This is a genomic window from Shouchella patagoniensis (assembly GCF_002019705.1).
GTDB lineage: Bacteria > Bacillota > Bacilli > Bacillales > Bacillaceae_D > Shouchella > Shouchella patagoniensis.
In genome coordinates, this window is sequence record NZ_KV917377.1 from 617396 (window position 1) to 640814 (window position 23419).

Below are 23419 nucleotides of genomic sequence, written 5' to 3' on the forward strand. Positions count from 1 at the left end.
ATTGATTCTCATTATAGGATGCAGGAAAACAGTTGTCAATTAATAATTATTATTAACTGAAAATCAATATCAATTATTTAATAAGAATGATTCTAGAAAGTTCCGATAATCCATTTCATTAAAACTGGAGATAAGTATGCTTCAAATACAGAGGCGAACGTAATAAAAGCACCTACAATAAGAATTAACATCGTATAGCGCAAAAAATGAGGGAAAATCGGTTCATTAAATCCTTTAGCAAACGTTTGTTTCATTAGACGCAAACAAAATGAGACGCTCAAAGTACCAACAACGATAAAAGCGGGTACCAGAATGATATTTTGTGGGAGAACAGAGACAAGTGCCAATAAGAAACCTTGGCCTCCTAGTTGGTTTACTAGAAAACCAACAGTAAATCCAATGACAACACCTTTAACAAAAATCATAATTAAGATTATTGGCAGTCCAATCAGAGAAATGCCTAATATCCACATAAATCCTATATATTTTCCATAATGGGTAAAGCTATTTACAAACAACTCACTTGGGGCGGATACAATATAGCCATTATTCATTTCATGAAAAAATTGACTAACATACATAAATAAATCATGACGTTGGGTTAGACTTAAGCTGTTCACAACGATTGCGCCAAAAACGACACCCATTAAAAATAAAATACTTACAAAAAGATAAAGTGATTTATGTTCATGTAGATGATGTGTGACCGTATCATATACGCGTTTTTTTTTCATAGCCTGTCCTCCCCCTTGCAATCAATCTATGAAAAGGAGAGACAGTCTATGACTTTTTTATAATTGGTTTGATTTTAAGTGCAGCAATGCATAACTGGTTTTCGCATCATGAATTTTTTGTTCACGCTCAAGCTCGACACATTCCTTAATTGATAACTCACGTATCTCAACAAACTCATCCTCATCCAATTGCTGATTCCCTTTGCTTAAGCCTTTTGCCTCGTAAATATAAACAAGTTCGTCTGCAAACCCAGGAGATGTATAAAAAGATGTAAGCAACGTCAATGTTTCTGCTTTATAACCTGTTTCCTCATAAAGTTCTCGCATCGCTGTTTTTTCCGGCGCCTCACCAGCTTCCATTTTACCTGCTGGAATCTCAATAATTGACTTTCCTAACGCTTTTCGATATTGCTCTACCAAAACTACTTTTCCTTCATCTGTAACAGCAATTACCGCAACTGCACCAGGATGTCTTATCAACTCTCGTGTTGACTGATTGCCATCTGGCATTTGAACTTTCTCGACCTCCAAAGTAATTACTTTCCCTTTAAATATCGTTTCTCTTTGAACTGTTTTTTCAAAAAATAAATCCACTTTCTCATCTCCCTATGCATGTCTATTGTATATGCTGCATAAAAGTGTAACACACTTAATAAAAAACGAGGTGATTCTACTATGAAGACCTACCACCATACGAACCAAATTGTATTATCTGGTACAAAACAAGAAGTGCTCTTCACATTAAAACAAGCAGCTTACACGTTTAAAACAGTTCAAGCATGGATAGACCATAACTCTTCAGTAAATCAACGCCCTCTGCTAAAACGCATTAAATAAATAGACTATTTCAGTTTATCCACTTTTTCTTGTAACATTTTTGCGTGTACCTCGCCAGTGACTACCTCTTGTACGACCATATTTTCATCTACTATATAGGTCATTGGGAAATTTTGAGGTTGAACTTTCTCTAAAAATTCCCCATCTTCATCAAGAAAAACTGGAAGATCGAGATCCTGTTCATTGATAAAATCAATTGCATCACTTGCTCTAAATTCTCGCGTTTGCATATTAACTGTAATAACCGTAACTTCGTTATCTGATTGTGCAAATTCCATTAGCTCGGGCATTTCTCTGATACATGGTTCACACCACGAAGCCCAAATATTAAGAACCACTATTTCCCCTGCATATTGGTGGATTGTTTGAGGTCCTTCACCATACATTTCTAATTCTAAGTCTGGCATCGTATCTCCAGCGACGATTGGACCCTCTTCGCCGATGCCTTGATAAATGACGACCCCAATCATTAAAGCTGCAAATATCAGCACGATCAAAGTCAAAGACCGTTTTTTCATGTTGCACTCGCCTCTTTCCGATTGCTTAAAAGTTTGCTAGAATGATCAAGTATGTATCGATTATAACAAGAAGGGAATTCAAAAATGAGTTTACTAGAAGCTATTATCCTCGGACTAGTCCAAGGTCTTACTGAGTTCTTACCTATTTCTAGCTCTGCACACCTAATTATTGTCCAATCAATGTTTAATATGACCTTTGACGGTTTCAGCTTTGAAATCCTCCTGCATTTAGCTTCTGTTTTAGCAGTGATTCTGTATTACCGCAATGACTTGATTGAAATTATTCGTGGCTTTTTTGCTTTCTTTAAAAACCGCACGCCACAAAACAAGTCTATGTTTTTCTTTGCAATTTATTTGGTTGTTGCTACAGCAATTACTGGCATTGCAGGAATCATGTTTGAAGATTACATAAGTGAAACATTTAAAGCCCCTATATTTATCGCACTTGCATTAGTTGTTACAGGTCTTTTCTTAATCATTATAGAACGTTTTGTACGTCACGGAAACCGAACAGAAAAAGAAATGACGATTTGGGATTCAATCTTCGTTGGGCTAGGTCAATGTTTAGCTCTTGTCCCAGGCTTATCTCGTTCTGGAACTACCTTAATTGTTGGGATGTTCGCAGGGCTTTCAAAAGAAACAGCGGTACGATTTTCTTTCTTACTTTCAATTCCAGTCATATTAGGTTCATCTGTTCTTGCTATTGATGATTTAACTTCAGGTGTGTTATTAGAACAAACTGAAATTTTGGCACTTAGCCTCTCCTTTATCGTTACGTTTATTGCATCGTGGTTAGGAATTGTATTTTTTATTAATCTAGTGCGCAGAAGCAAACTTGTTTACTTTGCTATTTATTGCTTTATTGTCGCTATACTCGTATTTATTTTCCGCAATGCGTTAGGAACATCCTAATTTAACGACTAATAAAGCGGCTATTAATAGCCGCTTCAGCTTGAAGTGATTCATAAAAAATCTTATTCACTTAAATGCCTCGGAGATTTTATCTCCGAGGCATTTTTATTTACGCTTTGCTAATTGTTTCGATTAACGCTTTCCCACCAGCTTCGACTCCACCGCTATAACGATGAACGCTTCCACCCAGATTAATGATAACATCCTGACCAAAATCTTTTTTGACATTAGCGATTGTATTAAAATCAATACCCGCAGAAGGAATTGGAAAAGTTGAATTCATTTCAGCTGGCTGGAGTAATTGCTCTTTTACATGCCTCGCCTCTTCAGCATTTATTCCTATCCTGCCATATGGAGAGGGAAAGAGCACTGCATCGGCTCCTGCCATGCGCATTAATTTCCCTAATAGAAGACGGGAAGAAATGCCATGTTGTTTGGAGCGAGTCATCATTCCAGCTAAAGAAGAATGAGCAAAGATGGGAACGTCGATTTCCGGGTCTTCACTAAGACCTTGTAAAACATCAATTCCATACGCAAAAACGTTCAACAGGAGCGCAGGAGCACCTAAACCAATTGCTTCTTTTGCACGTTCTTTTAATTCAAACGTTTTCCCGGTTACATTCACAACATAAAGTGGTGTGCGACCAGTTTTCTCAGCCGCTTCTGCAATCGCAGCAAGACCAACTGGAACACGTTGTTCAAGTGGTGTCCAATCATGTTCAAATAAACGCTCATCATCTTGTATGATATCAATACCGCCATAACAATGGGCAAGCATTTGTTCATGGAACGAATCAATCGAACGCCCAATTGCTCCCTTCGCAACACTCATTGCTAACGGACGATTCTTGACTTCGACTAATTCTCGAATTCCTGCTATTCCATACTTTGGACCTGGGAACAAGCTAATTAAATCGTTCGAAAATTGCAAGTCAATAAGTTTAACATTCGGTTCATAAGATAGTCTGCCATATGTAGTTGTTAAAATGGACGGGAAATCAGGTACCTCATACGCGACAGGAAAAGAGATTGTAACAAAGTACCCGTTTCCATATGTATCATCTTCAGTAATGGATAAAACTCGTCCTTTATAAGCAAGACTCTCCTGTTTTTCTGATTCAGGCATTTCCTGCCAAGGTTTAGCAGTTAACCCTGAAGCCATTTTTTCGGCTTTTTCTTCAATAAAGTCATTTGATTCGCTGACATAGTATACTGCATTAATTTGAGCCATAAGCCTGCCTCCCTTAATATGCATTTATCTTTTATAATCCGAAATATAAGTCAAACTGTCAAGAATAGCAACTTATTAAAAAAGCAGAGCACCATTATGTCGTCTCTGCTTTTTCTTTTCGTTTCAAATATTTCTCGCGCCTTTTTTTCATTGCTTTTGTTATATATCCACCTTTAAAACTTCGTGGTTCGAACGAAACGATAAAAGCAGCAGGCTCATATTTTGAGACAATCGTGATAAACTCTTTTTCCCGATCACGCCTAGCCGTACAGTCTAGCTGACATCGATGAGAATTCATCCCTTCAACTGAAGAACTCGATACACTAAAACCAAGTTCCCTTAGTCGATCAATTAACGCTTGGTTTTTTTGTGGAATATTTACTTCAATACTTACATAACCAATAGCTAACTTCTCTTCTATAATTGCACCGATATATAAACCAATTCCAAAGCCTAAAGCGTACGCAGCCATGTTGTAATAGTTCGACAAATCACTAAAAACAATCCCTAAAGCAACAACATAAATGACTCCTTCTAACATCCCCATTGCCGCTGCTTTTTGTTTAAGGCCTTTTACCATCATAATGGTACGCAAAGTTAATATGGGAACATAAATCAATTGGGCAATAAATATAATTAATGCTTGTAGAAGCATAGCATTCACCTCGTATTAATCAAATTACACTCTCTAAAATGTTAATTACTCAACTAGATTGACATAAGAAACAAACTGCAATCAAAAGGTAGTTTAACAGGTTCAAGCAAAGAAAACCATAGCAAGAACTAGAAAAGATTTTGACAAATCGCGCACAAATAAAACGCAAAGCGACAATGCTTTGCGTTTATTACATTTATTTCAATTTAAGTTTAAATAAACTTGTTTCTCCTGCAATGGATTCGCCTTCTCCAACTTTCTCAATTGTATACTTATCGTGATTTGTAATAACAATTGGTGTTATTGTATGAGCGGCCTTCTCCTTCACTAGCTCGAGATCAAAATCAATGATAGGATCGCCAACTTTAATCTGATCACCTTCTTTTACATGAGACGTGAATCCTTCTCCATTCATTGCCACCGTCTCAAGTCCAATATGAATTAAAAGTTCTGCTCCACCTGGTGTTTCAATTCCAAAAGCATGTTTTGTCGGAAAAACTTGGACGATTTTCCCTTCTACAGGTGCAACAACATGTCCATCTGCAGGCTCAATCGCTATACCATCACCAATCATCTTTTCACTAAAAGTTGGGTCTGGAACTTGTTCAATTGAAACAATTCTACCATTGATCGGTGAAGCAATCGTTTCTGTTTTTATTTCTGCTTCTTTTTTCCCAAATAACTTTTTAAACATTAAACCACTCCTTTAAATCCATAAGCATGCTGCTTACCTCACTGTATTTTAATAAGGATCTTTTACAATTGTCAACGTACATACTATTCCCTAACAAATTTTAACTAAACGTTTCTAGGTGTTTTGCCTATACAATCCGCTAACGCCTGCATAAGTTATCTAGAAACATTAAAAATTATTTTACAGGAGTGATGAACGATGGGTTTTGAGAACCAGGGTGGGTTTGCTTTCATCGTCGTACTATTTATTCTACTTGTCATTGTAGGATCTGCTTACATTAAATAATTAAATAATGGAATATGCTTAGGGGCAGGTATCCTGCCCCTTTTTTCATAAACAACACAAAGATCATTTTAAAAATAGAGTGCAAAAAAATGCTTATGCGAAGGATTTTATTACGGTGTTCCTTTCTCTAATTTTATGGGCTGGTTTTTTATTGCCTTAGCCCTTCATGGGTTGCTTTTCTTTTTGCTACACTTGTTTAATTATGATAAGAAGCCTCAACAGAAGTACTGGCAGCCGCGTATGGTCCTTTTATACATATTAATGATCGTCATGTTTTCTATTACTGCTACCGTTAATGGCATGTTCTTAGCTCCATTACTAACAATTTGTTGTATGGCTCTGCTACTCTTTATTTACTACAGTCGGAGGATCGCATGATTAAGGCCAAAAAAATACATTTTCCTTCAATTTGTTTCATTTATATGTCAGCTATTGGTTATGCAAGCGCTCATTCTCTTCCATTCATGTTCATTATGAAGGGGATTATGATTTAAAAAAACCTTTGCTGCTACTTGCAAATCATAGCAGTTGGCGGGACGGGATGATCGCTCTGTTTCTTTCAAAACGTTTCATCAAGCATGATGAATATGTAATGATGAATGAAACAGGCCTTAAACAATTCCCTTTCTTTTCGCACGTAGGAGCATACTCAGTTCAACCACAGAAACCTAAAGATGTGTTGACCTCTCTTACATATACAGTATCTTTGCTTCAACAAGGAAAGGCAGTGTGGTTATTTCCACAAGGAAAAAAATGCCACTAGAGAAACGCCCTTTGGATTTTATGTCCGGGGTCGGCTGGCTTGCAGAGAAGGTTCCTATCGACACACAAATTGCACCAGTCACTTTTTATTATGCATTTATGAATGAGCAGCGTCCGCGTTTGTATATCCATTTAGGCAACTCTATTTCGAACTTGGTGTTAAACGAAACGAGAGAAGAAACAAGAGTAAAGATAGAAGCAATTGTTTCTGAACAACTAGATCAACAACGATTTAATATTATTAACGGGTTGACCAGCGCCTATCAAGTAAGTATGTATGGAACAAAAAGTGTAAGTGACTGGTTAAACTTGAGGTACGCCCACCTATATATGGCTGTTTTTCAATGACTTTTACATCATATCCTTTACCAGCCAATAGAAGTGCGGTTGCTAGTCCACCTGGACCCGCACCAATGATTATTATTTTTTCACATACCCACCCTTTTTCTATCTAAATAACTAAATAATACACTACTTATTACCCGGGTTTTTTTCATTTTAAACCTAAATCCCTGTCCAACTATGTTTGTCCATTTGCACAGCTCCATCATCTGTAAATTGAATTCCTTCTTGTTCTAAGCGCTTCCGCTGTGAACTCCCTTGAAAAAATACATTAGGCAACTCGCCACTTTTTTTTACAACCCGATGAGCTGGAACATCTTTTGGGGCTTGTTTCATTGCCCAACCAACTACTCTTGCACTTCTCGGTGCGTCTAATTTACGCGCGATTTCTCCATATGAAGCAACTTCACCTGGTGGTATCTTTTTCACTAGTGTATAAACTTGATTAAAAAAAGAATTCATTTGCTGCTTCTTTCCTCCATCATCTGCTACAATATAGCTTGTTACAGAAAATCTTTAAAAGCTTAAGTGGAAAATATGAGGTGTTTTATGGGTAAAAAGATTGGTGTTTTTATTAGTTTTCTTACAGTAGGTTTAGCGGTTTTCTTTTTTGGAGAGTCAATGCTTTTATGGATTCAATCATTTGGCCAGCAGTATCTAATCGTAACGGCTCTAATCGCTACAGTTCTTGCTCTTTTTCCAATTATACCTTATCCAATTACAGGCGGCCTAATTGGAGCAGCGTTTGGTCCTATTACTGGGAGCTTAATTACTTGGATAGGTTCTTCTAGTGCATCTATTCTAATGTTTATCTTAATCCGCTACGCCTACCAAGACTATGGTTTATCACTAATTAATCGATTTCATACAACCTCAAAAATAACGGTTTTATTTGAAAAAAGTGCGTTTATGACCATTTTTATAACAAGGCTTATTCCAATTATTCCTTCCATTCTAGTAAATGCTTATTCGGCATTAAGCAGAGTGAAAACATCCCATTATGTGTTTGCCTCATCTTTAGGTAAAGTACCTTCGATGATTTTATTTGCTACAGTTGGTAATGCCGTATTACAAGATCCAGCAACCCTTTTTATGATTGGCATTTATTACTTTATCTTTTTAATTATTGTGTATGTAGGCTATCGAAGCTGGCAACGTTGGACGCTTAAAAATAAACGATCCGCTTCTTTAGAAAAATAATGATCATAAAAAAACAATAACCGATAAGTCCTCCTGCTGTATTTAAAATTAAATCGTCCACATCAGCGACACGTGATGTAAAAGTAAACTGACTCACTTCAATAAATAAAGAAACGAAAAAACTTGCGATCACAGTTCTCACTATTGTTTGAAATGACGGAAAAAGGAAAGGAAGGAATAACCCTAGAGGTATAAACAAAGCTATGTTTCCTAACAAAATTACAATCGGATCATAAATAGTAGGGCTGTAAAAAGTAATTCTAAAAATGCTCCGAAAAGGATGAAAATTATAGTTGCGCCCATCAAATCCTCCAGGTTCGAACGATGCACCATAATTCCACGCCGCAAGTGTTAGATAGAGAACAAATGCAAGATAACAAAAAAACAAAAACATGCCAAATTGTTTGTAGCCACTCATTGTAAATCCCCCCTCCTATATTTACATATATGCACAATAAAAGAAAACTGAACAAGCTTTCTTTTTAGAACCACTCTAGGAAACGACTGTGTCTTCTTTTAATAGATAAAAAATACCTCTGACAGTTAATCTCAGAGGTTTGATTGAATCATATAGAGTTGGCTGGTTGCCAGGATTTTAAGAAGCATCAATTTTGATTTGATACTGTTTAAGCCAATAATCCATTTGCACAAAATGCGCCAATAGCTGTGGTCCGGCCATAAGTTGCCCAAAATAAGGTTTCCCAGTATCAAATCCACCGGCATCGGCAATCTGTTTTAACTTATCCTTATTTATGAATTCAAACAGCGGAGCATCATCTTGCTGAACAACCTTAGCAATGGCTGATGTGACGGCTTTTGTATAAGTGGGGTGGTGTGTCTTTGGATATGGGCTTTTCTTTCTGTAAAGCACATCATCTGGAAGCAAACCTTCTAATGATTTACGTAGGATCCCCTTTTCTCTACCGCCGTAAGTTTTCATTTCCCACGGGATATTCCAAACATATTCGACTAGACGATGATCAGAGAATGGCACTCGAACTTCAAGAGAAGCTCCCATACTCATTCTATCTTTTCGATCCAGTAAGTTCGTCATAAACCAAACCATGTTCAGATATGAAATTTCTCGCCGCCGAGCTTCTTCTTTAGAATCTCCAGTAAAACGAGGTGTTTCATTAATTGTTTCTCGGTACCGGTTATGAACATAGCTCTTTAAATCAAGTCTCTTTTGCCACTCCGGTGTTAGCAAATCAATCCGTTCATTCACAGATCTCATCCATGGGAAACCATCAATCGCCATTACCTCAGGTTTATGAAACCAAGGATATCCACCAAATATCTCATCAGCACACTCTCCAGATAGTCCAACAGTTACATCTTTTTTGATTTGCTTACAGAACCAAAGTAAGGAAGAATCAACGTCGGCCATGCCTGGCGTGTCACGTACAAGTACCGATTCTTTTAATAGCTCTGCCAATACAGCATTTTCAATTACGCAATCGGTATGGTTTGTGCCACAATGGTTCGAGACTTTTTTAACCCATTCGGCATCAGCGTTTGGTTGAAATGTACTTGCTTTAAAATACTTTTCATTTTCTTCATAATCAATGGAATAGCTAAGAATATTTGTTTTGCCTTGTTTCTTATAAACATTTGCTGCAATTGCCGTTAACGCACTTGAATCAATTCCACCCGAGAGAAACATACCAACGGGAACGTCTGCAAATAGCTGACGTTCAACAATATCTTCAAGTAATTCACGGATATGTGTTGCCGTTTCTTTTGTTGAAGCGGTGTGAGTACCACTTTTTAATTGCCAATATCGTTTGGTCACAACACCATTTTTGCTGTAGGTAAGATAATGTGCTGGTCTTAACTCCTTAACATGCTTAAAAATTCCATTTCCTGGTGTTCTAGATGGTCCAAGCCCCATTACATCAGCTAAACCTCCACGATCTACAACTGCATCAACATCACGGTGTGCCAATAAACTTTTTAACTCCGAGCCAAATAATAAAAATCCATCACGAATGGTATAAAATAACGGCTTAACTCCTAAACGATCCCTTGCCATAAATAGGGTTTGTTCATTGTTATCCCAGATGGCAAATGCAAAAATTCCGTTTAGCTTTTCTAGGCATTCACCGCCCCACTCGATGTAAGCTTTTAATAAAACCTCTGTATCAGAGTGGCCATTAAACGTATGGCCAGATACGAGTAATTCTTTTCGAATCTCCTCCGTATTATATAGTTCGCCGTTGTAAACAATTGTGTATTCATTGTTTCTTACCGTACGCGTCATCGGTTGTTTTCCGCCTTCTGGGTCTACAACAATTAAGCGCGCATGACCAAAAGCCACCTGTTGTCTCACCCATGTCTCAAGAGCATCTGGTCCACGGCGGTTTAGCGTTTTTGCCATATCTGTAATTTGTTGTGTTTCTGTGCGCAGGTCCCTCCGCCAATCGATCCACCCTGTAATGCCACACATTGATTCCATCAGCCCTTTCTAAGATGCAATACAAACCCTTTTGCTTTACACCTCTTTCACTCCTAAGCTATGGTATTCATCCAAAAAGGCAAAAGTGCTTCTTTTTCGTTATTCAAAGAAAGCTTGGGTAAAAGAACTACTTTTCCACATACTACGAACAAACAAATAAAAGAGGTGCAAGAATGTATCAACTTTTACGATTTGAACGCTTGTATACACCAGTCCTTCTCGAATGGCTCTATTGGTTAGGAATTGGATTATGTGTCGTTTTTTCAATTTATCTATTTGCTTACGGAACACCCCTTCCTGTTTTATCTGGTCTGTTAGTCTTAGTGGCTGGTCCTATTTTATTAAGAGTAACTAGCGAGTTGGTTTTAACCATATTTCGTCTGTTAGAGGAAGTTAGCGTTATTAAAAATAAATAAAAAAGATTAGGCTTTAAAAGCCCCACCTTTTTATGATGTTGTGCTATTAAATGTTCACTACACATTTAATAGCACATTCCTTTTTTTCGTTATTTTTTAGTTAAAAAGGGACCAGCAATTGACTCAAATAAATGAGGCGCAACGGCGTGTGCTTTTGCTGCCACATTCATCCACCACGGCAGATTCACTTCCCTCTTAGGGGTCTCAATTAAACGAACAACGCGTTCAGCTACCTTAGTAGGATCAAGCAACCACTTTTTAATCGAATTTTCGTAAGAACCACTTGGGTCAGCTTGCTTTAAAAATGGGGTTGCAATAGGACCGGGATTTACCGTAGATACAGCGATACCAAAAGGTTTCAGTTCGAGACGGATTGCATTTGAGTATCCAATGACAGCGTGTTTTGAAGCTGCATATACGCTTGCTTTTGCAGTTGCAAGTTTTCCTGCTTGCGAGCCAATTTGAATAATATGACCAGATTGCTTTTCTTTCATAATTGGTATAACAGCTCCCGTTAGCGCCATCATTCCTAGGACATTCACTCTGAATATCTGTTCTGCTTCTTGTTGATTGATGTCCCACGCAGTCTTAAATATTCCGATTCCAGCATTATTAATAACTACATCAGGCGCTAACCCTTGTTCAGAGAGATATTTGACAGTTTTCATAACTTGGTTTTCATCTAATAAATCCATATGAACTGAAATGATGTTTTGATTCTCCATCTTACTAGTCGAAAAAGAACGAGCCAGCTTAACAATACGGTACCCTTTCGACTGAGCTTGCTTGCTTATTTCTGCCCCTAAACCACTTGATGCACCTGTTATCCATATCGTTTTCATCTTTAAACCACACCTTTTTTTATCACATAGAAACAGTCTACATGAAAAGAGTACCAGCTTCACCTCCTCCTCTCTTTTTCAAAAAAACAATTGACTTTTAAATCGTCCCTCATGTATAATCACTTCAACTTAACAAGTATGTATGGGCAACGACAGGAACAAGTAGAACTTAGCAAATGCATAGAGAGTTGGTTTCACCGGCTGAAAGAACCAACCATCCCTGCTAGATTTGAACCCCTATTCCTAGAGCTCCTGGCTAAAATTCCAGCGTCTTATTCTGCGTTAATGAATAATTAAGTGGGCAAATGATGCCAACAAAGGTGGTACCGCGGAGTCTCTTCCGTCCTTTTTTAAGGACAGAAGAGACTTTTTTTATTTTTAAATAGAGGAGCTCAAATGATGGCAAATGGCATTATTGTTATTAAAATTGGCAGCAGTAGTTTAACAGATTCAGCAGGTCATTTAAACGTTCCTCAGTTGAAAAATCATGTGCAAGCCATTGTTGCTTTACTAAAACAAAAATATAAGGTTGTGCTTGTTACGTCTGGAGCTGTGGCTGCTGGTTTTCCTATACTAGGGTATAAACAAAAACCACAATCAATCTCTCAGAAACAAGCAGCTGCCGCTGTTGGCCAAAGTCTTCTAATGCAATCTTATATGGAAGCATTCAGAAAACATCATTATGTAGCAGCACAACTGCTTTTAACGCGGGCTGATTTCACAGACTCAACTCGTTTTTCTAATATGTCACGAACAATCGTAGAATTACTAAACAGAGGGGCGATTCCAATTGTGAATGAAAATGACTCTATATCAATTGATGAATTAACCTTTGGGGACAATGACCGACTCTCCGCGTTAGTTAGCGGAATCGTCCATGCGGATATGCTTTGTTTATTCACAGATGTTAATGGAGTATATGACCAAAATCCATTCAAAAACAAAGATGCTAAAAAATACCATTACTTAGCGAATATCCCTGAAACACTTCTTAAAGAAATCGATTCAACCACTTCTTCTGTTGGGACTGGAGGCATGAAATCAAAACTCCTTGCAGCTAAAACTGCGATTGATTTTGGTACAAATGTATTTATCGGATCTGGGTGCGGTAACGCCAAATTCACAGATGTTTTGCATGGCAAAGGCGATGGGACATATCTTGGACCGTTTTCAAACAAAACGATGTCAAACGTCAAACAATGGATTGTCTACCATAGTAAGCCAATTGGCAGCATTCATATTGATGAGGGTGCCTCTATGGCGCTCTTACAAAAACGAAAAAGCTTGTTACCAGCTGGAGTTATCCAAGCCGAAGGACCATTTACCGCTGGGGATATCATTAATGTTTTTGCCAATAGCAAGTTGATTGGTAAAGGCAAAGTCAATTTTAGCAAAAATGAGTTGGATCTTATTAAAGGGCTCAGCAGCGTAGAAGCCATGCAAGTGACAAACCGAAGTAAAAAAGCGGTTATCCATCGCAATTTTTGGGTCGCCATTGAACAGGAGAGATTGATATGACAAATGCTAAAAAACAATCAATGCAAGCAAAAGCAGCATCAGCTACACTTGCACATGCATCCACGGAACAAAAAAACAATGTTTTAAAACAAATGGCACAATTACTACTAGACGATGCACCAAAGCTCATTGAAGCGAACAAAAAAGACATTAGTAAAGCTCAGGCAAATGGACAAAGTGATCATATAGTCGACCGATTACTTCTGACTGAAGACCGAATTCAAATGATGGCAAACAGCATTTTAACACTTGTTGAACTACCTGATCCAATTGGTGCAACGATTCAAACGATAACCAGGCCTAATGGACTTAAAATCGAACAAATTTCTACCCCATTTGGTGTTGTCGGGATGATTTATGAGGCTCGTCCAAATGTGACGGTTGATGCTTGTACTCTTACAATTAAAACCGGAAATGCGGTAGTATTACGAGGAAGCGCAAGCGCCATTGAGTCAAATAAAGCAATCGTCCATACTCTAAAAAAAGCATTTGCTCATTCACAAATTAATCCAGATGTTATTCAACTTCTTGAGGATTCTTCTCATGAAGAAGCTGCTCGATTTATGAAATTAAAATCAACCATTGACGTACTAATTCCACGAGGAGGAGCTTCGCTTATTAATAAGGTAATAGAAGAAGCAACGATACCAGTTATTGAGACTGGAGTGGGCAATTGTCACGTTTACTTAGCCGAATCAGCCAATCCAATCTTAGCGAAATCAATCGTGTTGAATGCTAAGACCCAACGACCGTCTGTTTGTAATGCTTGCGAAACACTGATCGTACATGAGAATTTCGCAGACCAGCATTTACACGACCTGGCTGAAGAATTACTTCATTCCGGAGTTTCTTTAGTTGGTGATTCCTATGCTGTAAAAGCTCATAAAGAGATTAACCATGCCACTGAAGACGATTGGTCAAAAGAGTATTTAGATTTAATTTTAGCAATACGTTGTGTTAAATCGACAGAGGAAGCACTTGCTCACATCACTCAATACGGCACAAAACATTCTGAAGCAATTGTGACAGAAGATATAAATGAGAGAGATGCCTTTTTTAAGGGTATTGATGCAGCTTGCATCTACCACAATGCCTCTACTCGATTTACAGATGGAATTGAATTTGGCTTTGGAGCAGAAATTGGCATAAGTACACAGAAGTTACATGCAAGAGGACCTATGGGTCTTGAAGCACTAACAACAAGCAAATATTGCATCTATGGCAACGGACAAATTAAATGAAAGGCGGAAACATAATGGGCACAACGATTGGGTTTATTGGCGCTGGAGAAATGGCAGAAGCGATCATCAGTGGCATTCAACCTTCAGGACAATTTACAGCTTTAACAGTCATAAATTATTCTGATAAGGTAAAATTAAATAGACTTCAGCATTTATACAATGTCAATGTTACAAATGATTATGAAAATGCGATTCGTGACAAGGATATTATTGTGCTTGCAGTAAAACCAAAAAATCTACATGAGGCCATTCTTTCAATCCGACCATTTTTAAGAAAGAATCAACTTATTATTTCTGTAGTCGCTGGTATCAGACTAGCTACGATTGAACAATGGTTACCAAAAGAAACAGTGGTTATACGTGCAATGCCTAATACTTCCGCGAAAGTACATGCTTCTGCAACAGCTATTTCAATAGGAACATTTGCAAAAGAAAAAGAGATCAAGCTAGCAAAAAATGTGTTTACATCCATAGGCTCTGTATCAATTGTGAACGATGACCAAATGGATACAGTAACCGCAATTGCAGGTAGTGGTCCGGCCTATTTTTATTACCTGGCTGAGATAATGATTAACACAGCTATAGAAAAAGGTCTTTCAGCAGAAGAAGCAAGAGCGTTTGTTGCACAAACTATGCTCGGCTCCGCCACTAGGTTATCCGTAAGTGAAAAGCCGGCAAGTGAGCTCTATCAAGAAATCATGAGTCCAGGTGGTACAACCGAAGCCGCAATTTCCTATTTAAATGAATCAAATAGTAACCTCCATTTTAAAGAAGCAATTCATCATGCTTATAATCGTTCAGCTACAATCGGGCAAACTTTTTTAACTTCGAAAAAATAAAATCATGACAATGCTTTTCCTCCCTTTCTAATCTTGGTAAGATAATACAAGTTAGACGAAGGAGAGACTGCTTTTGTTTAGAAATAAATTAGCTCAAATTGTAAATCATAAAGCTTTTCAAGCTACTGTTATTACATTAATACTTATTAATGCCATTTTGGTTGGTGTCGAGACTTATCAAAATATCTATGAATCCAATAAGGCCTTTTTCTTCTATGCGGATCAAATTCTGCTTTGGCTATTTACTATAGAGATAGCGATGCGATTATTCGCTACATCACTCCCTTCTTTCTTCAAAAAAGGTTGGAACTGGTTTGACATAACCATTGTTCTTACAGGGCACCTGTTTACAGGTGGTCATTTTGTGACTGTATTACGTGTTTTACGTGTTTTACGTGTTTTACGAGCTATATCTGTTATCCCATCACTTCGAAAGCTTGTTGATGCTCTCGTTATGACGATTCCTTCGCTGGCAAACATACTTGTACTCATGAGCATCTTTTTATATATTTTCGCCGTTATTGGCACAATGCTATTTAATGAGGTATCCCCTGAGTACTTCGGAAATTTGCAGCGAACCATCTTAACGTTATTTCAGATCGTAACGCTAGATTCTTGGTCGAGTGACATTATGAGACCATTGATGGCCTACAACGAATGGATTTGGATTTATTTCGTTTCATTTGTATTAATTGGTACTTTTATTATTTTTAATTTATTCATTGGTGTTATTGTAAATAATGTAGAGAAAACAAATGATAACGAAGAAGATCTTAATGATAGCAAACCAGTTACAAAGCGAGAACTTGCTAAAGTTGAAGCACAGTTGGATGAGATTAAACGATTGTTGAACAATCAAGAAAAAACACCTTACTAAAATTGGTCGTATTAATGATTATTCACACACGAAATATCTTTAAGCAGTTAATTAAATAGTGTACTAAAAAAGGTAGTACGATATGGAAATCTTATCGTACTACCTTTTTATTTAGATATTTTATTAAAAAATAACTTGTGGACCAAAAAACTCTTCATAAAGGACACGAACTGCACGTTTCGTATCTTGTTGTTGAATGCCAAATACTAAACTGACCTCTGACGAGCCTTGGTTAATCATTTCAATATTTACCGCTTGTTTAGATAATGCGGTTGCCGCACGTGCAGTAACTCCGACTGTATTGTGCATTCCTTCACCTACGAGCATAACCATGGAAAAACCACGTTCCACATGTACATCATCTACATCCAACTCAGTTTTAATTCTACTAACAATTGCTGCCTCTACGTTCGATGACAACTGGCTTTCTCGAATGATAACTGATGTATCATCGATTCCCGATGGAATATGTTCATAGGAGATATTGGCATCTTCTAAAATTTCCAATAACCTACGACCAAAGCCAACTTCACGGTTCATCAAATATTTGCGCACATAGATAGTGGCAAAGCCTTCATCCGCCGCGATCCCAATTACAGGATTTAATGAATATTCTCGTTCCGCTAAAATGAGCGTACCGCTGCTTTTAGGGTTATTCGTATTTTTCACACAAACAGGAATGCTGTTACGAAACGCCGGAATTAGCGCTTCATCATGAAAAACTGAGAAACCTGCATACGACAATTCTCGCATCTCTCGATATGTCATGCGTTTTATTTCTACTGGGTCTTTTACAATAAATGGATTCGCAGCATAAACCGAGTCCACGTCTGTAAAATTTTCATAGAGGTCCGCTTTTACCCCAGCAGCTAAAATAGCTCCTGTTATATCAGAACCTCCCCTTGGAAATGTGACGAGATTACCTGTTTCTGAAAAGCCAAAAAAGCCTGGAAAAACCGCAATACCGTCAAGGTCTCGTAGTTGATACAAATTGTCATACGCTTCTTGAAGTACTTGCGCATTACCTGGTTCGTCACTAACTAATAAGCCAGCATCTTTAGGATTTATGTACGTTGCTTTGATGCCCACTTGGTTTAAATAAGCCGCAATTAACTTTGCATTATTATCTTCACCACTTGCTTTTAATGTATCTAAAAAGCGGCCTTTGCTTTCATATGTCTCGTCAAGTCTAGCACGTAAGTCAGCTTCAATTTCGATCATTACATTTGCTTCTAAATCAAGATCCTTTGCGATTTGCAGATACCGCTCAATAACGTTGTTTAGAGCACTTGATGTATCTTGTTTTGCTATAGCAGTTTCAGCTAACTCAATTAATAAATCAGTCGTTTTCTCGTCCGTTTCATGACGCTTCCCTGGTGCCGAAACGACAATTATCTTACGCTCTTTATCTGCTTGGATAATCGCTGCTACCTTCTTTATTTGATCTGCGTTCGCAACAGACGACCCTCCAAATTTTGCTACTTTCATACTCTCTCCAGCCCCACTCTCTGTTTAAACCTAAAGAATTATAGCGTTTTATTTGATTATTCATATTACCATAGAGGATCTATCCTGCCAACTCAAGTTTCTAAAAAGAGCGTTTACAAACGCTCTTTTTTAAGGTCGATAACGATCTTCACTTTCTGAATCCTTTTTAGTCTTCTCTTTATTACGTTCTTCTTTTGACTCTTTCTCTATTTCATCTAATGGCAATTCATCATAAGGAGCTTCTATTTGATCCTTATTTCTTTGCTCTTTCCAATTTCTTTGCTTGTCTTCATCTTTATGAGTCATAAAATACACACTCCTTTTTCTATGTATGTACCCACTTCCTCAATGATAAAAACTTACATGAACCAAGCAAACCAAAGTGGACCTCTTTTTGTTTGCATTTCTACTGCTGTGCATGAAGATTCAGGGAGAAATGTCTGATGGTCTTCTACTTCACTATAGGTTGTATCATCGATATTGTTCGTGAAACCAGCTTGATCAAAACAAGTAGGTGCACTATATTGATTTAACGTATAATCAATGATTACCCGAGTGTCATCTCCAGGCCCATATTCAACTTGAACGATAAAACCAATTGCTATTATTAAGATGCTTGCAATGACCCCAATTAGCCAGCGGTATTTTTTCATACCTCCTGCCCCCTTTTGCTTTTCGTTTTCAGTCTACACACATCCATTCATGTGGGCAACTTTTTTATAGCTTTTTAAATCGTCAGAATAAACGAACATATACATTGTGAGATAATCTAACAATTTCATTCACACTCTACATCTTTCTGTGATATATTATTACACAATTAAAAAACAACGCGGTTAAAACCTGCAGCGAGGTGGAGTGGAGTGTCTTACAAAGATAAGAAAGTGATTACCATAGGCGTTGTTAGTGAACTCACAGGATTATCAGAAAGAAAGATACGCTATTACGAAGAAAGAAAGCTTCTATTTCCCGATCGCTCAAAGGGCGGCACTCGCAAATATTCATTTCTAGATGTAGAACGACTTGTCGACATTGCAAACAAAATGGAAGATGGTATGCAAACATTTGAAATCCGTAAAATGGAACAAAAAGCAATTCGAAAACAAGAAGTGCGAGAACGAATGCTTCGCGGTCAATTAAATGCCGCTTTTAACATCCGCAAATAAGGTCGGTCCAATTGGGCCGATCTTTTTTTGTCATTAGTTTCCTATACTTTTTTCACATGAGCACCCCACTATTTGAGCCAAACTATATAAAAAGTAATTGAAGGAGTTATCTGGATGTGTCATATCCCTTTTAAGAAGATAGGTCTTCTCCTGTTATCCCTACTTATACTTCCCGCAAGCATTTGCGCTGCTGCAGAAAATCAAGCAGCCATTATCATTGACGATTTTGGTGGTGATGTAAAAGGCGTCACATCTTTTTTAGAAGGGGAGATTCCTATTACAGTTGCCATCATGCCATTTTTAGAGGAGGCGACTGAACAGGCGAAACTTGCCCATGAAAATGGACTTGAAGTCATGATTCATCTACCACTAGAGCCTAAAAAAGGAAAAGCTTCATGGCTTGGACCAAAAGGCATTACAACCAACCTTTCAAAAGAAGAAATAAACAAGCGCCTTCAAGAGGCTTATGATGCCGTTCCTTACGCAAAAGGTTTAAACAACCATATGGGGTCTAAAGCGATGGAAGATCAGCGTATCGTGGAGCTCATAGTCCAATTTGCAAAAGAGAAACGTTTATACCTTGTTGATAGTGGTACAACTCCTAAATCACTCATGCCTGATCTTGCTAAACACTATAATGTTCCTTGTTTTAAACGAACACTGTTTTTAGATGATTCTTTATCAAGTAAAGAACATGTTAGTAAACAGCTTCATACATTTGTCAATTCGGTTGATCACTATGAACAACCAATTGCGATTGGTCATGTAGGCATTAAAGGACACGAAACTCTTTCCGCAATCAAATCTGCACTCCCTTTATTTATTGAAAAAAAGATCGAGTTGGTCTTTCCTTCTAACTGGGCATCACCTGAAATTGATAACAACTTAAATAAATTATCTAGAGGAGCGAAATAAATAATGAGAAGATCAGAAAAATGGGCAATTGCATTCGGCGTTTTAGCCATTGTTACAATGCTAGTAATTGGACCGAACCACCATAACAATACTTACACCACAACCGAAAACAACTATAACCAGAAAAATAGCCAAGTTGAAGCTACAGCGAAAGATCATTTGATGGCCGAAGATTTAGCGAAAACAACGTCGTTGTTCCTTTCCGCTTTATCTGAACAACTTGATAAATGGAGCGAGCACTACTCTAATGGTGATTTGTCCGATGATTTTTCAGAAGAAATCCGTGAACATCCTTATATTTCTGGAATGGCCCTTTTAACTTCCGATCAACAACTAGAGCAAACGATTGGAACATTAGAAAGCTTTAAAGAGAGCCAATTTAGTCACACACAAAATGGGATTAGGTATTCTGAACCTTACAATCGAGATGGCAAGAGTTATTTGATAATGGGTAAAGAAATGGAAAACAACGAAATCATTATAGGAGAAGTTGATTTAAGCTTTATAGAGGCATATTTGTCTGAAACAGCAGCAATCGCTGATAGTTCCGGTACGTTTTTTGTTAGCGGATCAGATCCGAATGTCCAATTTAAAACAACTGCAGAACTTCCTGATGGAGCAAAAACAGAAACAGTTCCAGGTCTCGACTGGAATATTTATGTTCAATCAAAAGCAGAGGAACGTGACCAGATAACGTATAAAAATCAAGCTGTTGCAAAATTAGCCCCACAAGCAAACTCAACAACATGGGCTAAACAAAACCATTATCGGATCGTATCGGAAAATAACCCTTATATCGTTGTTGAAAAAGATAATACAGGGACTGATCATCTTCTAGAAGAACTAAGAAGAAATGAGGATGTATTATTTGCTGAACCAAACTATGCATTCGCCAATCAAGTACAAACGATCGAATCAAAAGTCGAACCAAACGATGAATTTTTTAAACCTTATCAATGGAATTTGGAACAAATCCAAATTGAAGAAGGTTGGAATTTAGCTAATGGTCAAGATACAGTCATTGCCATTATTGATTCTGGAGTAGATCCGAACCATATTGATTTACAAGAAAAACTCACAGAAGGTTACAATGCAGTGGACGACAATGATGACTTCACCGACCAAAACGGTCATGGCACACATGTAGCTGGTATTGCTGCAGCGGTTACAAATAATATTGAAGGTATTGCAGGAGTTTCCTGGCAAAGTAAAATTATGCCTGTGAAAGCCTTAAACGAGAATGGCGAAGGCTCTTCTTACTCCGTTGCCAGAGGCATTTATTGGGCTGTTGATCATGGCGCAGATGTAATAAATATGAGTCTTGGCGATTACAATCATTCAGATTTGCTTTATGATGCAATTACGTATGCTCATGAACAAGGAGTGATTTTAGTCAGTGCTTCTGGAAATGACAACACGGAACAAGCCATGTATCCTGCTGCCTATCCAGAAGTCATAACAGTCGCTGCTGTCGATGAAAATAAAAACCGAGCTTTTTTCTCTAATTATGGCGACCATATTGATGTTTCAGCTCCGGGAGAACACATTCCGAGCACGTACACAGATAATCAATATGTTGTTTTGTCTGGTACGTCGATGGCATCGCCACATGTAGCTGGATTAGCCGCTTTATTAAAGTCGACAAATCCAGAGCTAACCAACGATGCAATTGGAGATATTATTCTCGGTACCGCTGATCAATTAGGTGACGGTGACTATAACGCTTATTATGGTTATGGTGAGATTAATGTGCGTAATTCACTTCAACAAATCATAGATTAAACAAAAAGAATCAGTTGCTTAGTTCAACTGATTCTTTTCATCCGTTTTTTTTACTGCAAGATTAATGAGCGACGCAGATTGCTTTTGCACCCATTCGCAATAAAATCCTTCTGCTTGTCGTTTCATAAATGTCTCTTTTTTTATTGGCCGAGGAGCAGACCACGCAAGTGATTTTATATTTGACCACTTATCATGGGTAATATACTCTCTCTTAAAATAATACTCATTGCCGGATGAAAATTGCTCACAAATGTATTTTACTGTTTGCTTTGAATGCACTGAAACCACCCTCACTCGAATTATCACACTAATTTTCCTACCATTGCTTTACACTGACAAGAGCCTTTAAAAAGTAGTATAGACAAATCAAGTAAATCTTAGTTAAATTGAACACTCACTTCTTGACGGACTGTAAGCAACCGTTTACCATTAATAGAGAATAAACTTGAAAAAATCTAACATAAAGAAGTGATTCCTTTCATGAATACATTAAAAGATCGGCTCCTTACCGATAATGAAATTTCACCTTTAATTATTTCTGCAGACAAGGTAGCCCATGTCCAAATGAATAACCCATTGCAACATGCGCTCTTAGTATTAATTAAATCAGGCTATACAGCCATTCCTGTACTCGATTCTTCCTTTCGCTTGCGGGGAATGATTAGCAAATCACTTATTTTAGATTCATTGCTAGGCGACGAAGATTTTGAACTTGATCGCTTGTCCACTTTAACTGTGAGTGATTCCATGATGCAAGACGTCCCGTGCATCCGTCCCGATGCCCCTTTTTCCAAAGCCCTATCCTTATCCATTAATCATCCGTTTCTATGCGTTGTTGATGAGAACCAGTCATTTTCCGGGATATTAACTCGCCGATCAATTCTTGCCTTAATTAGTAAATACTTGCATCAGCCAAGCAAATAGCACTTCACTCAATTTCCCCTCATATAACTACCTTTAAAACTAATCAAAACCATCACTAAAAAATTAAAAAAGGAAACTGCATCAAAAAACGATGCGGTTTCCTTACTTATTAACACTGCTTATGTTTAAAATAAGTTATCGGAATGGTACAAATAAAAATAGTTAAGCTGTACTAAATTGTTGCGTTCCTATGCTTGATTTCATTCGCCTAAATGGTCCTGTAAGGACCCAACCTATCCTCCCTTATATGTATATTTGAATAATCAATCCTTTTAACTCTCCAATACGATCTAATAAATCTAACTCAGTTTTCCGTTGATTAAAGACGTCTTCTGCCAATTGGGCAAGTTCTGCTTCAATTAATTCAACAAGCTGATACTGCTTTAAGCGACCGCTCGCAGTGCTGGACGCTTGTTTTACATTTAGCCCATCTGACACAAACTGTTGCAAACAAGCCTGCACCCCCCGTTTAAATGCAAGCAAATCAGCAGAGGACCTTCTTTTTGCTAACCTCTCCCCGTCCTTTGTTAATTCTTTAATTAAATGAACAATGGTTTGCTGTGAGCCAACTTGCATCGATTGTGCCATCGTACGTTGAAAACTCGATTTAGGTAATTGAGCATTAGTAAAAGAACTAGTCGTTGGAGCATGTTTTTTTTGAACTCTATTAATGTCAATCATTTGTGGTCACCTCTACTCTTAAGAGTACCAAATTTCTTAAAATAACGCAGCACTCTATTTTAAAACAAAAGCATAAGAATTGAATGATACATGAATCGTTTAAAA

At 37.7% G+C, this 23419-nt stretch carries 30 protein-coding genes and 2 pseudogenes; 16 read left to right on the forward strand and 16 right to left on the reverse strand.

From position 1 onward, the window contains the following. Positions 1 to 92 precede the first annotated feature (92 nt). Together spoIIM and BK584_RS03365 are read right to left on the reverse strand one after the other, a co-directional pair. Entirely contained in the window at positions 93 to 734 is a 642-nt protein-coding gene (spoIIM, locus tag BK584_RS03360; RefSeq protein ID WP_078391288.1) for a stage II sporulation protein M, read from the reverse strand. 57 nt (positions 735 to 791) lie between these two features. Then, positions 792 to 1328 carry an NUDIX domain-containing protein gene (locus BK584_RS03365; RefSeq protein WP_245808795.1) on the reverse strand — a complete coding sequence of 179 codons (537 nt, stop codon included), beginning with the start codon at positions 1326 to 1328 and terminating at the stop codon, positions 792 to 794. Positions 1329 to 1409: 81 nt separating this feature from the next. On the opposite strand from BK584_RS03365, the gene mciZ reads away from it, so the two are divergent. After that, positions 1410 to 1571, forward strand: a complete 162-nt coding sequence (gene mciZ, locus BK584_RS24080) for a Z-ring formation inhibitor MciZ (protein WP_139365602.1) — start codon at positions 1410 to 1412, stop codon at positions 1569 to 1571. A 5-nt stretch (positions 1572 to 1576) separates the two neighbouring features. On the opposite strand, the gene BK584_RS03370 is transcribed toward mciZ, so the two are convergent. Continuing rightward, the gene (locus BK584_RS03370; RefSeq protein ID WP_078391289.1) at positions 1577 to 2089 is read right to left on the reverse strand and encodes a TlpA family protein disulfide reductase; all 513 of its coding nucleotides are present in this window, start codon (positions 2087 to 2089) and stop codon (positions 1577 to 1579) included. An 84-nt stretch (positions 2090 to 2173) separates the two neighbouring features. Between BK584_RS03370 and uppP the strand changes: the two genes are divergently transcribed. Next, positions 2174 to 3001 carry an undecaprenyl-diphosphatase UppP gene (gene uppP, locus BK584_RS03375; protein ID WP_078391290.1) on the forward strand — a complete coding sequence of 276 codons (828 nt, stop codon included), beginning with the start codon at positions 2174 to 2176 and terminating at the stop codon, positions 2999 to 3001. Positions 3002 to 3110: 109 nt separating this feature from the next. Here uppP and BK584_RS03380 read toward each other — a convergent pair whose 3' ends face one another. The 3 genes from BK584_RS03380 to BK584_RS03390 form a co-directional block, all read right to left on the reverse strand. Then, positions 3111 to 4232: a 2,3-diketo-5-methylthiopentyl-1-phosphate enolase gene (locus BK584_RS03380; protein WP_078391291.1), complete on the reverse strand. Its 1122-nt coding sequence runs from the start codon at positions 4230 to 4232 to the stop codon at positions 3111 to 3113. Positions 4233 to 4326: 94 nt separating this feature from the next. Beyond that, on the reverse strand, positions 4327 to 4887 hold the full coding sequence (locus BK584_RS03385; RefSeq protein WP_078391292.1) for a DUF2179 domain-containing protein: 561 nt from the start codon (positions 4885 to 4887) through the stop codon (positions 4327 to 4329). A 196-nt stretch (positions 4888 to 5083) separates the two neighbouring features. Next, positions 5084 to 5581, reverse strand: coding sequence for a PTS sugar transporter subunit IIA (locus BK584_RS03390; protein ID WP_078391293.1), 498 nt, complete (start codon positions 5579 to 5581; stop codon positions 5084 to 5086). Between the two features lie 198 nt (positions 5582 to 5779). On the opposite strand from BK584_RS03390, the gene BK584_RS03395 reads away from it, so the two are divergent. The 4 genes and pseudogenes from BK584_RS03395 (at position 5780) to BK584_RS25020 (ending at position 6976) form a co-directional block, all read left to right on the forward strand. After that, positions 5780 to 5866, forward strand: a complete 87-nt coding sequence (locus BK584_RS03395) for a YjcZ family sporulation protein (protein ID WP_078391294.1) — start codon at positions 5780 to 5782, stop codon at positions 5864 to 5866. A gap of 111 nt (positions 5867 to 5977) precedes the next feature. After that, positions 5978 to 6244, forward strand: a pseudogene (locus tag BK584_RS25510) (carotenoid biosynthesis protein); the annotation flags it as partial. Positions 6245 to 6275: 31 nt separating this feature from the next. Further along, positions 6276 to 6629 (forward strand): lysophospholipid acyltransferase family protein, encoded by a 354-nt coding sequence (locus tag BK584_RS25515; RefSeq protein ID WP_078391296.1) that lies wholly within the window; start codon positions 6276 to 6278, stop codon positions 6627 to 6629. Then, positions 6620 to 6976: a lysophospholipid acyltransferase family protein gene (locus BK584_RS25020; protein ID WP_245808796.1), complete on the forward strand. Its 357-nt coding sequence runs from the start codon at positions 6620 to 6622 to the stop codon at positions 6974 to 6976. The genes BK584_RS25515 and BK584_RS25020 overlap by 10 nt, the downstream gene beginning before the upstream one ends. Here the strand turns inward: BK584_RS25020 and BK584_RS03410 are convergent. Together BK584_RS03410 and BK584_RS03415 are read right to left on the reverse strand one after the other, a co-directional pair. Continuing rightward, positions 6933 to 7079 (reverse strand): annotated as a pseudogene (locus tag BK584_RS03410) (FAD-dependent oxidoreductase); the annotation flags it as partial. The gene BK584_RS25020 and the pseudogene BK584_RS03410 overlap by 44 nt on opposite strands. A gap of 53 nt (positions 7080 to 7132) precedes the next feature. Then, positions 7133 to 7432, reverse strand: coding sequence for an MGMT family protein (locus BK584_RS03415; protein ID WP_078391298.1), 300 nt, complete (start codon positions 7430 to 7432; stop codon positions 7133 to 7135). 87 nt (positions 7433 to 7519) lie between these two features. On the opposite strand from BK584_RS03415, the gene BK584_RS03420 reads away from it, so the two are divergent. Beyond that, entirely contained in the window at positions 7520 to 8170 is a 651-nt protein-coding gene (locus tag BK584_RS03420; RefSeq protein WP_078391299.1) for a TVP38/TMEM64 family protein, read from the forward strand. Here BK584_RS03420 and BK584_RS03425 read toward each other — a convergent pair. Both BK584_RS03425 and asnB read right to left on the reverse strand, forming a co-directional pair. After that, positions 8136 to 8588, reverse strand: a complete 453-nt coding sequence (locus tag BK584_RS03425; protein WP_078391300.1) for a VanZ family protein — start codon at positions 8586 to 8588, stop codon at positions 8136 to 8138. The two genes, BK584_RS03420 and BK584_RS03425, sit on opposite strands and share 35 nt — an antisense overlap. A 177-nt stretch (positions 8589 to 8765) precedes the next feature. Then, positions 8766 to 10616 carry an asparagine synthase (glutamine-hydrolyzing) gene (gene asnB / locus BK584_RS03430; RefSeq protein WP_078395385.1) on the reverse strand — a complete coding sequence of 617 codons (1851 nt, stop codon included), beginning with the start codon at positions 10614 to 10616 and terminating at the stop codon, positions 8766 to 8768. A 182-nt stretch (positions 10617 to 10798) separates the two neighbouring features. Here asnB and BK584_RS03435 point away from each other — a divergent pair, with 182 nt between their 5' ends. Continuing rightward, on the forward strand, positions 10799 to 11041 hold the full coding sequence (locus tag BK584_RS03435; RefSeq protein ID WP_078391301.1) for a DUF4282 domain-containing protein: 243 nt from the start codon (positions 10799 to 10801) through the stop codon (positions 11039 to 11041). An 89-nt stretch (positions 11042 to 11130) separates the two neighbouring features. Here BK584_RS03435 and BK584_RS03440 read toward each other — a convergent pair whose 3' ends face one another. Then, the gene (locus tag BK584_RS03440; RefSeq protein ID WP_078391302.1) at positions 11131 to 11883 is read right to left on the reverse strand and encodes an SDR family NAD(P)-dependent oxidoreductase; all 753 of its coding nucleotides are present in this window, start codon (positions 11881 to 11883) and stop codon (positions 11131 to 11133) included. A gap of 399 nt (positions 11884 to 12282) precedes the next feature. Between BK584_RS03440 and proB the strand changes: the two genes are divergently transcribed. The 4 genes from proB (at position 12283) to BK584_RS03460 (ending at position 16358) form a co-directional block, all read left to right on the forward strand. Beyond that, positions 12283 to 13401 carry a glutamate 5-kinase gene (gene proB / locus BK584_RS03445; RefSeq protein WP_078391303.1) on the forward strand — a complete coding sequence of 373 codons (1119 nt, stop codon included), beginning with the start codon at positions 12283 to 12285 and terminating at the stop codon, positions 13399 to 13401. After that, on the forward strand, positions 13398 to 14642 hold the full coding sequence (locus BK584_RS03450) for a glutamate-5-semialdehyde dehydrogenase (RefSeq protein ID WP_078391304.1): 1245 nt from the start codon (positions 13398 to 13400) through the stop codon (positions 14640 to 14642). The genes proB and BK584_RS03450 overlap by 4 nt, the downstream gene beginning before the upstream one ends. Positions 14643 to 14656: 14 nt before the next feature. Further along, positions 14657 to 15481 carry a pyrroline-5-carboxylate reductase gene (gene proC / locus BK584_RS03455; RefSeq protein ID WP_169871040.1) on the forward strand — a complete coding sequence of 275 codons (825 nt, stop codon included), beginning with the start codon at positions 14657 to 14659 and terminating at the stop codon, positions 15479 to 15481. 73 nt (positions 15482 to 15554) lie between these two features. Then, complete coding sequence (locus BK584_RS03460) at positions 15555 to 16358, forward strand: ion transporter (protein WP_078391306.1); 804 nt, start codon at positions 15555 to 15557, stop codon at positions 16356 to 16358. Between the two features lie 123 nt (positions 16359 to 16481). On the opposite strand, the gene BK584_RS03465 is transcribed toward BK584_RS03460, so the two are convergent. The 3 genes from BK584_RS03465 to BK584_RS03470 all read right to left on the reverse strand — a co-directional run bounded on the left by BK584_RS03465 (position 16482) and on the right by BK584_RS03470 (position 18499). Then, positions 16482 to 17846 carry an aspartate kinase gene (locus BK584_RS03465; RefSeq protein ID WP_078391307.1) on the reverse strand — a complete coding sequence of 455 codons (1365 nt, stop codon included), beginning with the start codon at positions 17844 to 17846 and terminating at the stop codon, positions 16482 to 16484. Positions 17847 to 17975: 129 nt separating this feature from the next. Further along, positions 17976 to 18152: a hypothetical protein gene (locus tag BK584_RS24465; protein ID WP_169871042.1), complete on the reverse strand. Its 177-nt coding sequence runs from the start codon at positions 18150 to 18152 to the stop codon at positions 17976 to 17978. Between the two features lie 53 nt (positions 18153 to 18205). Then, a complete protein-coding gene (locus BK584_RS03470; protein ID WP_078391308.1) occupies positions 18206 to 18499 on the reverse strand; it encodes a hypothetical protein in 294 nt (97 codons plus the stop codon). A gap of 210 nt (positions 18500 to 18709) precedes the next feature. Here BK584_RS03470 and BK584_RS03475 point away from each other — a divergent pair, with 210 nt between their 5' ends. The 3 genes from BK584_RS03475 to BK584_RS03485 all read left to right on the forward strand — a co-directional run bounded on the left by BK584_RS03475 (position 18710) and on the right by BK584_RS03485 (position 21709). After that, positions 18710 to 19012: a MerR family transcriptional regulator gene (locus BK584_RS03475; protein ID WP_054711277.1), complete on the forward strand. Its 303-nt coding sequence runs from the start codon at positions 18710 to 18712 to the stop codon at positions 19010 to 19012. 114 nt (positions 19013 to 19126) lie between these two features. Further along, positions 19127 to 19927, forward strand: a complete 801-nt coding sequence (locus BK584_RS03480; protein ID WP_078391309.1) for a divergent polysaccharide deacetylase family protein — start codon at positions 19127 to 19129, stop codon at positions 19925 to 19927. Between the two features lie 3 nt (positions 19928 to 19930). Next, positions 19931 to 21709, forward strand: a complete 1779-nt coding sequence (locus tag BK584_RS03485) for a S8 family peptidase (RefSeq protein ID WP_078391310.1) — start codon at positions 19931 to 19933, stop codon at positions 21707 to 21709. A gap of 18 nt (positions 21710 to 21727) precedes the next feature. On the opposite strand, the gene BK584_RS03490 is transcribed toward BK584_RS03485, so the two are convergent. Further along, positions 21728 to 21988, reverse strand: a complete 261-nt coding sequence (locus BK584_RS03490; RefSeq protein WP_078391311.1) for a hypothetical protein — start codon at positions 21986 to 21988, stop codon at positions 21728 to 21730. 201 nt (positions 21989 to 22189) lie between these two features. Here BK584_RS03490 and cbpB point away from each other — a divergent pair, with 201 nt between their 5' ends. Then, positions 22190 to 22633, forward strand: coding sequence for a cyclic-di-AMP-binding protein CbpB (cbpB, locus tag BK584_RS03495; protein ID WP_078391312.1), 444 nt, complete (start codon positions 22190 to 22192; stop codon positions 22631 to 22633). A gap of 243 nt (positions 22634 to 22876) precedes the next feature. On the opposite strand, the gene BK584_RS03500 is transcribed toward cbpB, so the two are convergent. Then, positions 22877 to 23314 (reverse strand): YaaR family protein, encoded by a 438-nt coding sequence (locus BK584_RS03500; protein WP_078391313.1) that lies wholly within the window; start codon positions 23312 to 23314, stop codon positions 22877 to 22879. Between the last annotated feature and the right edge of the window lie 105 nt (positions 23315 to 23419).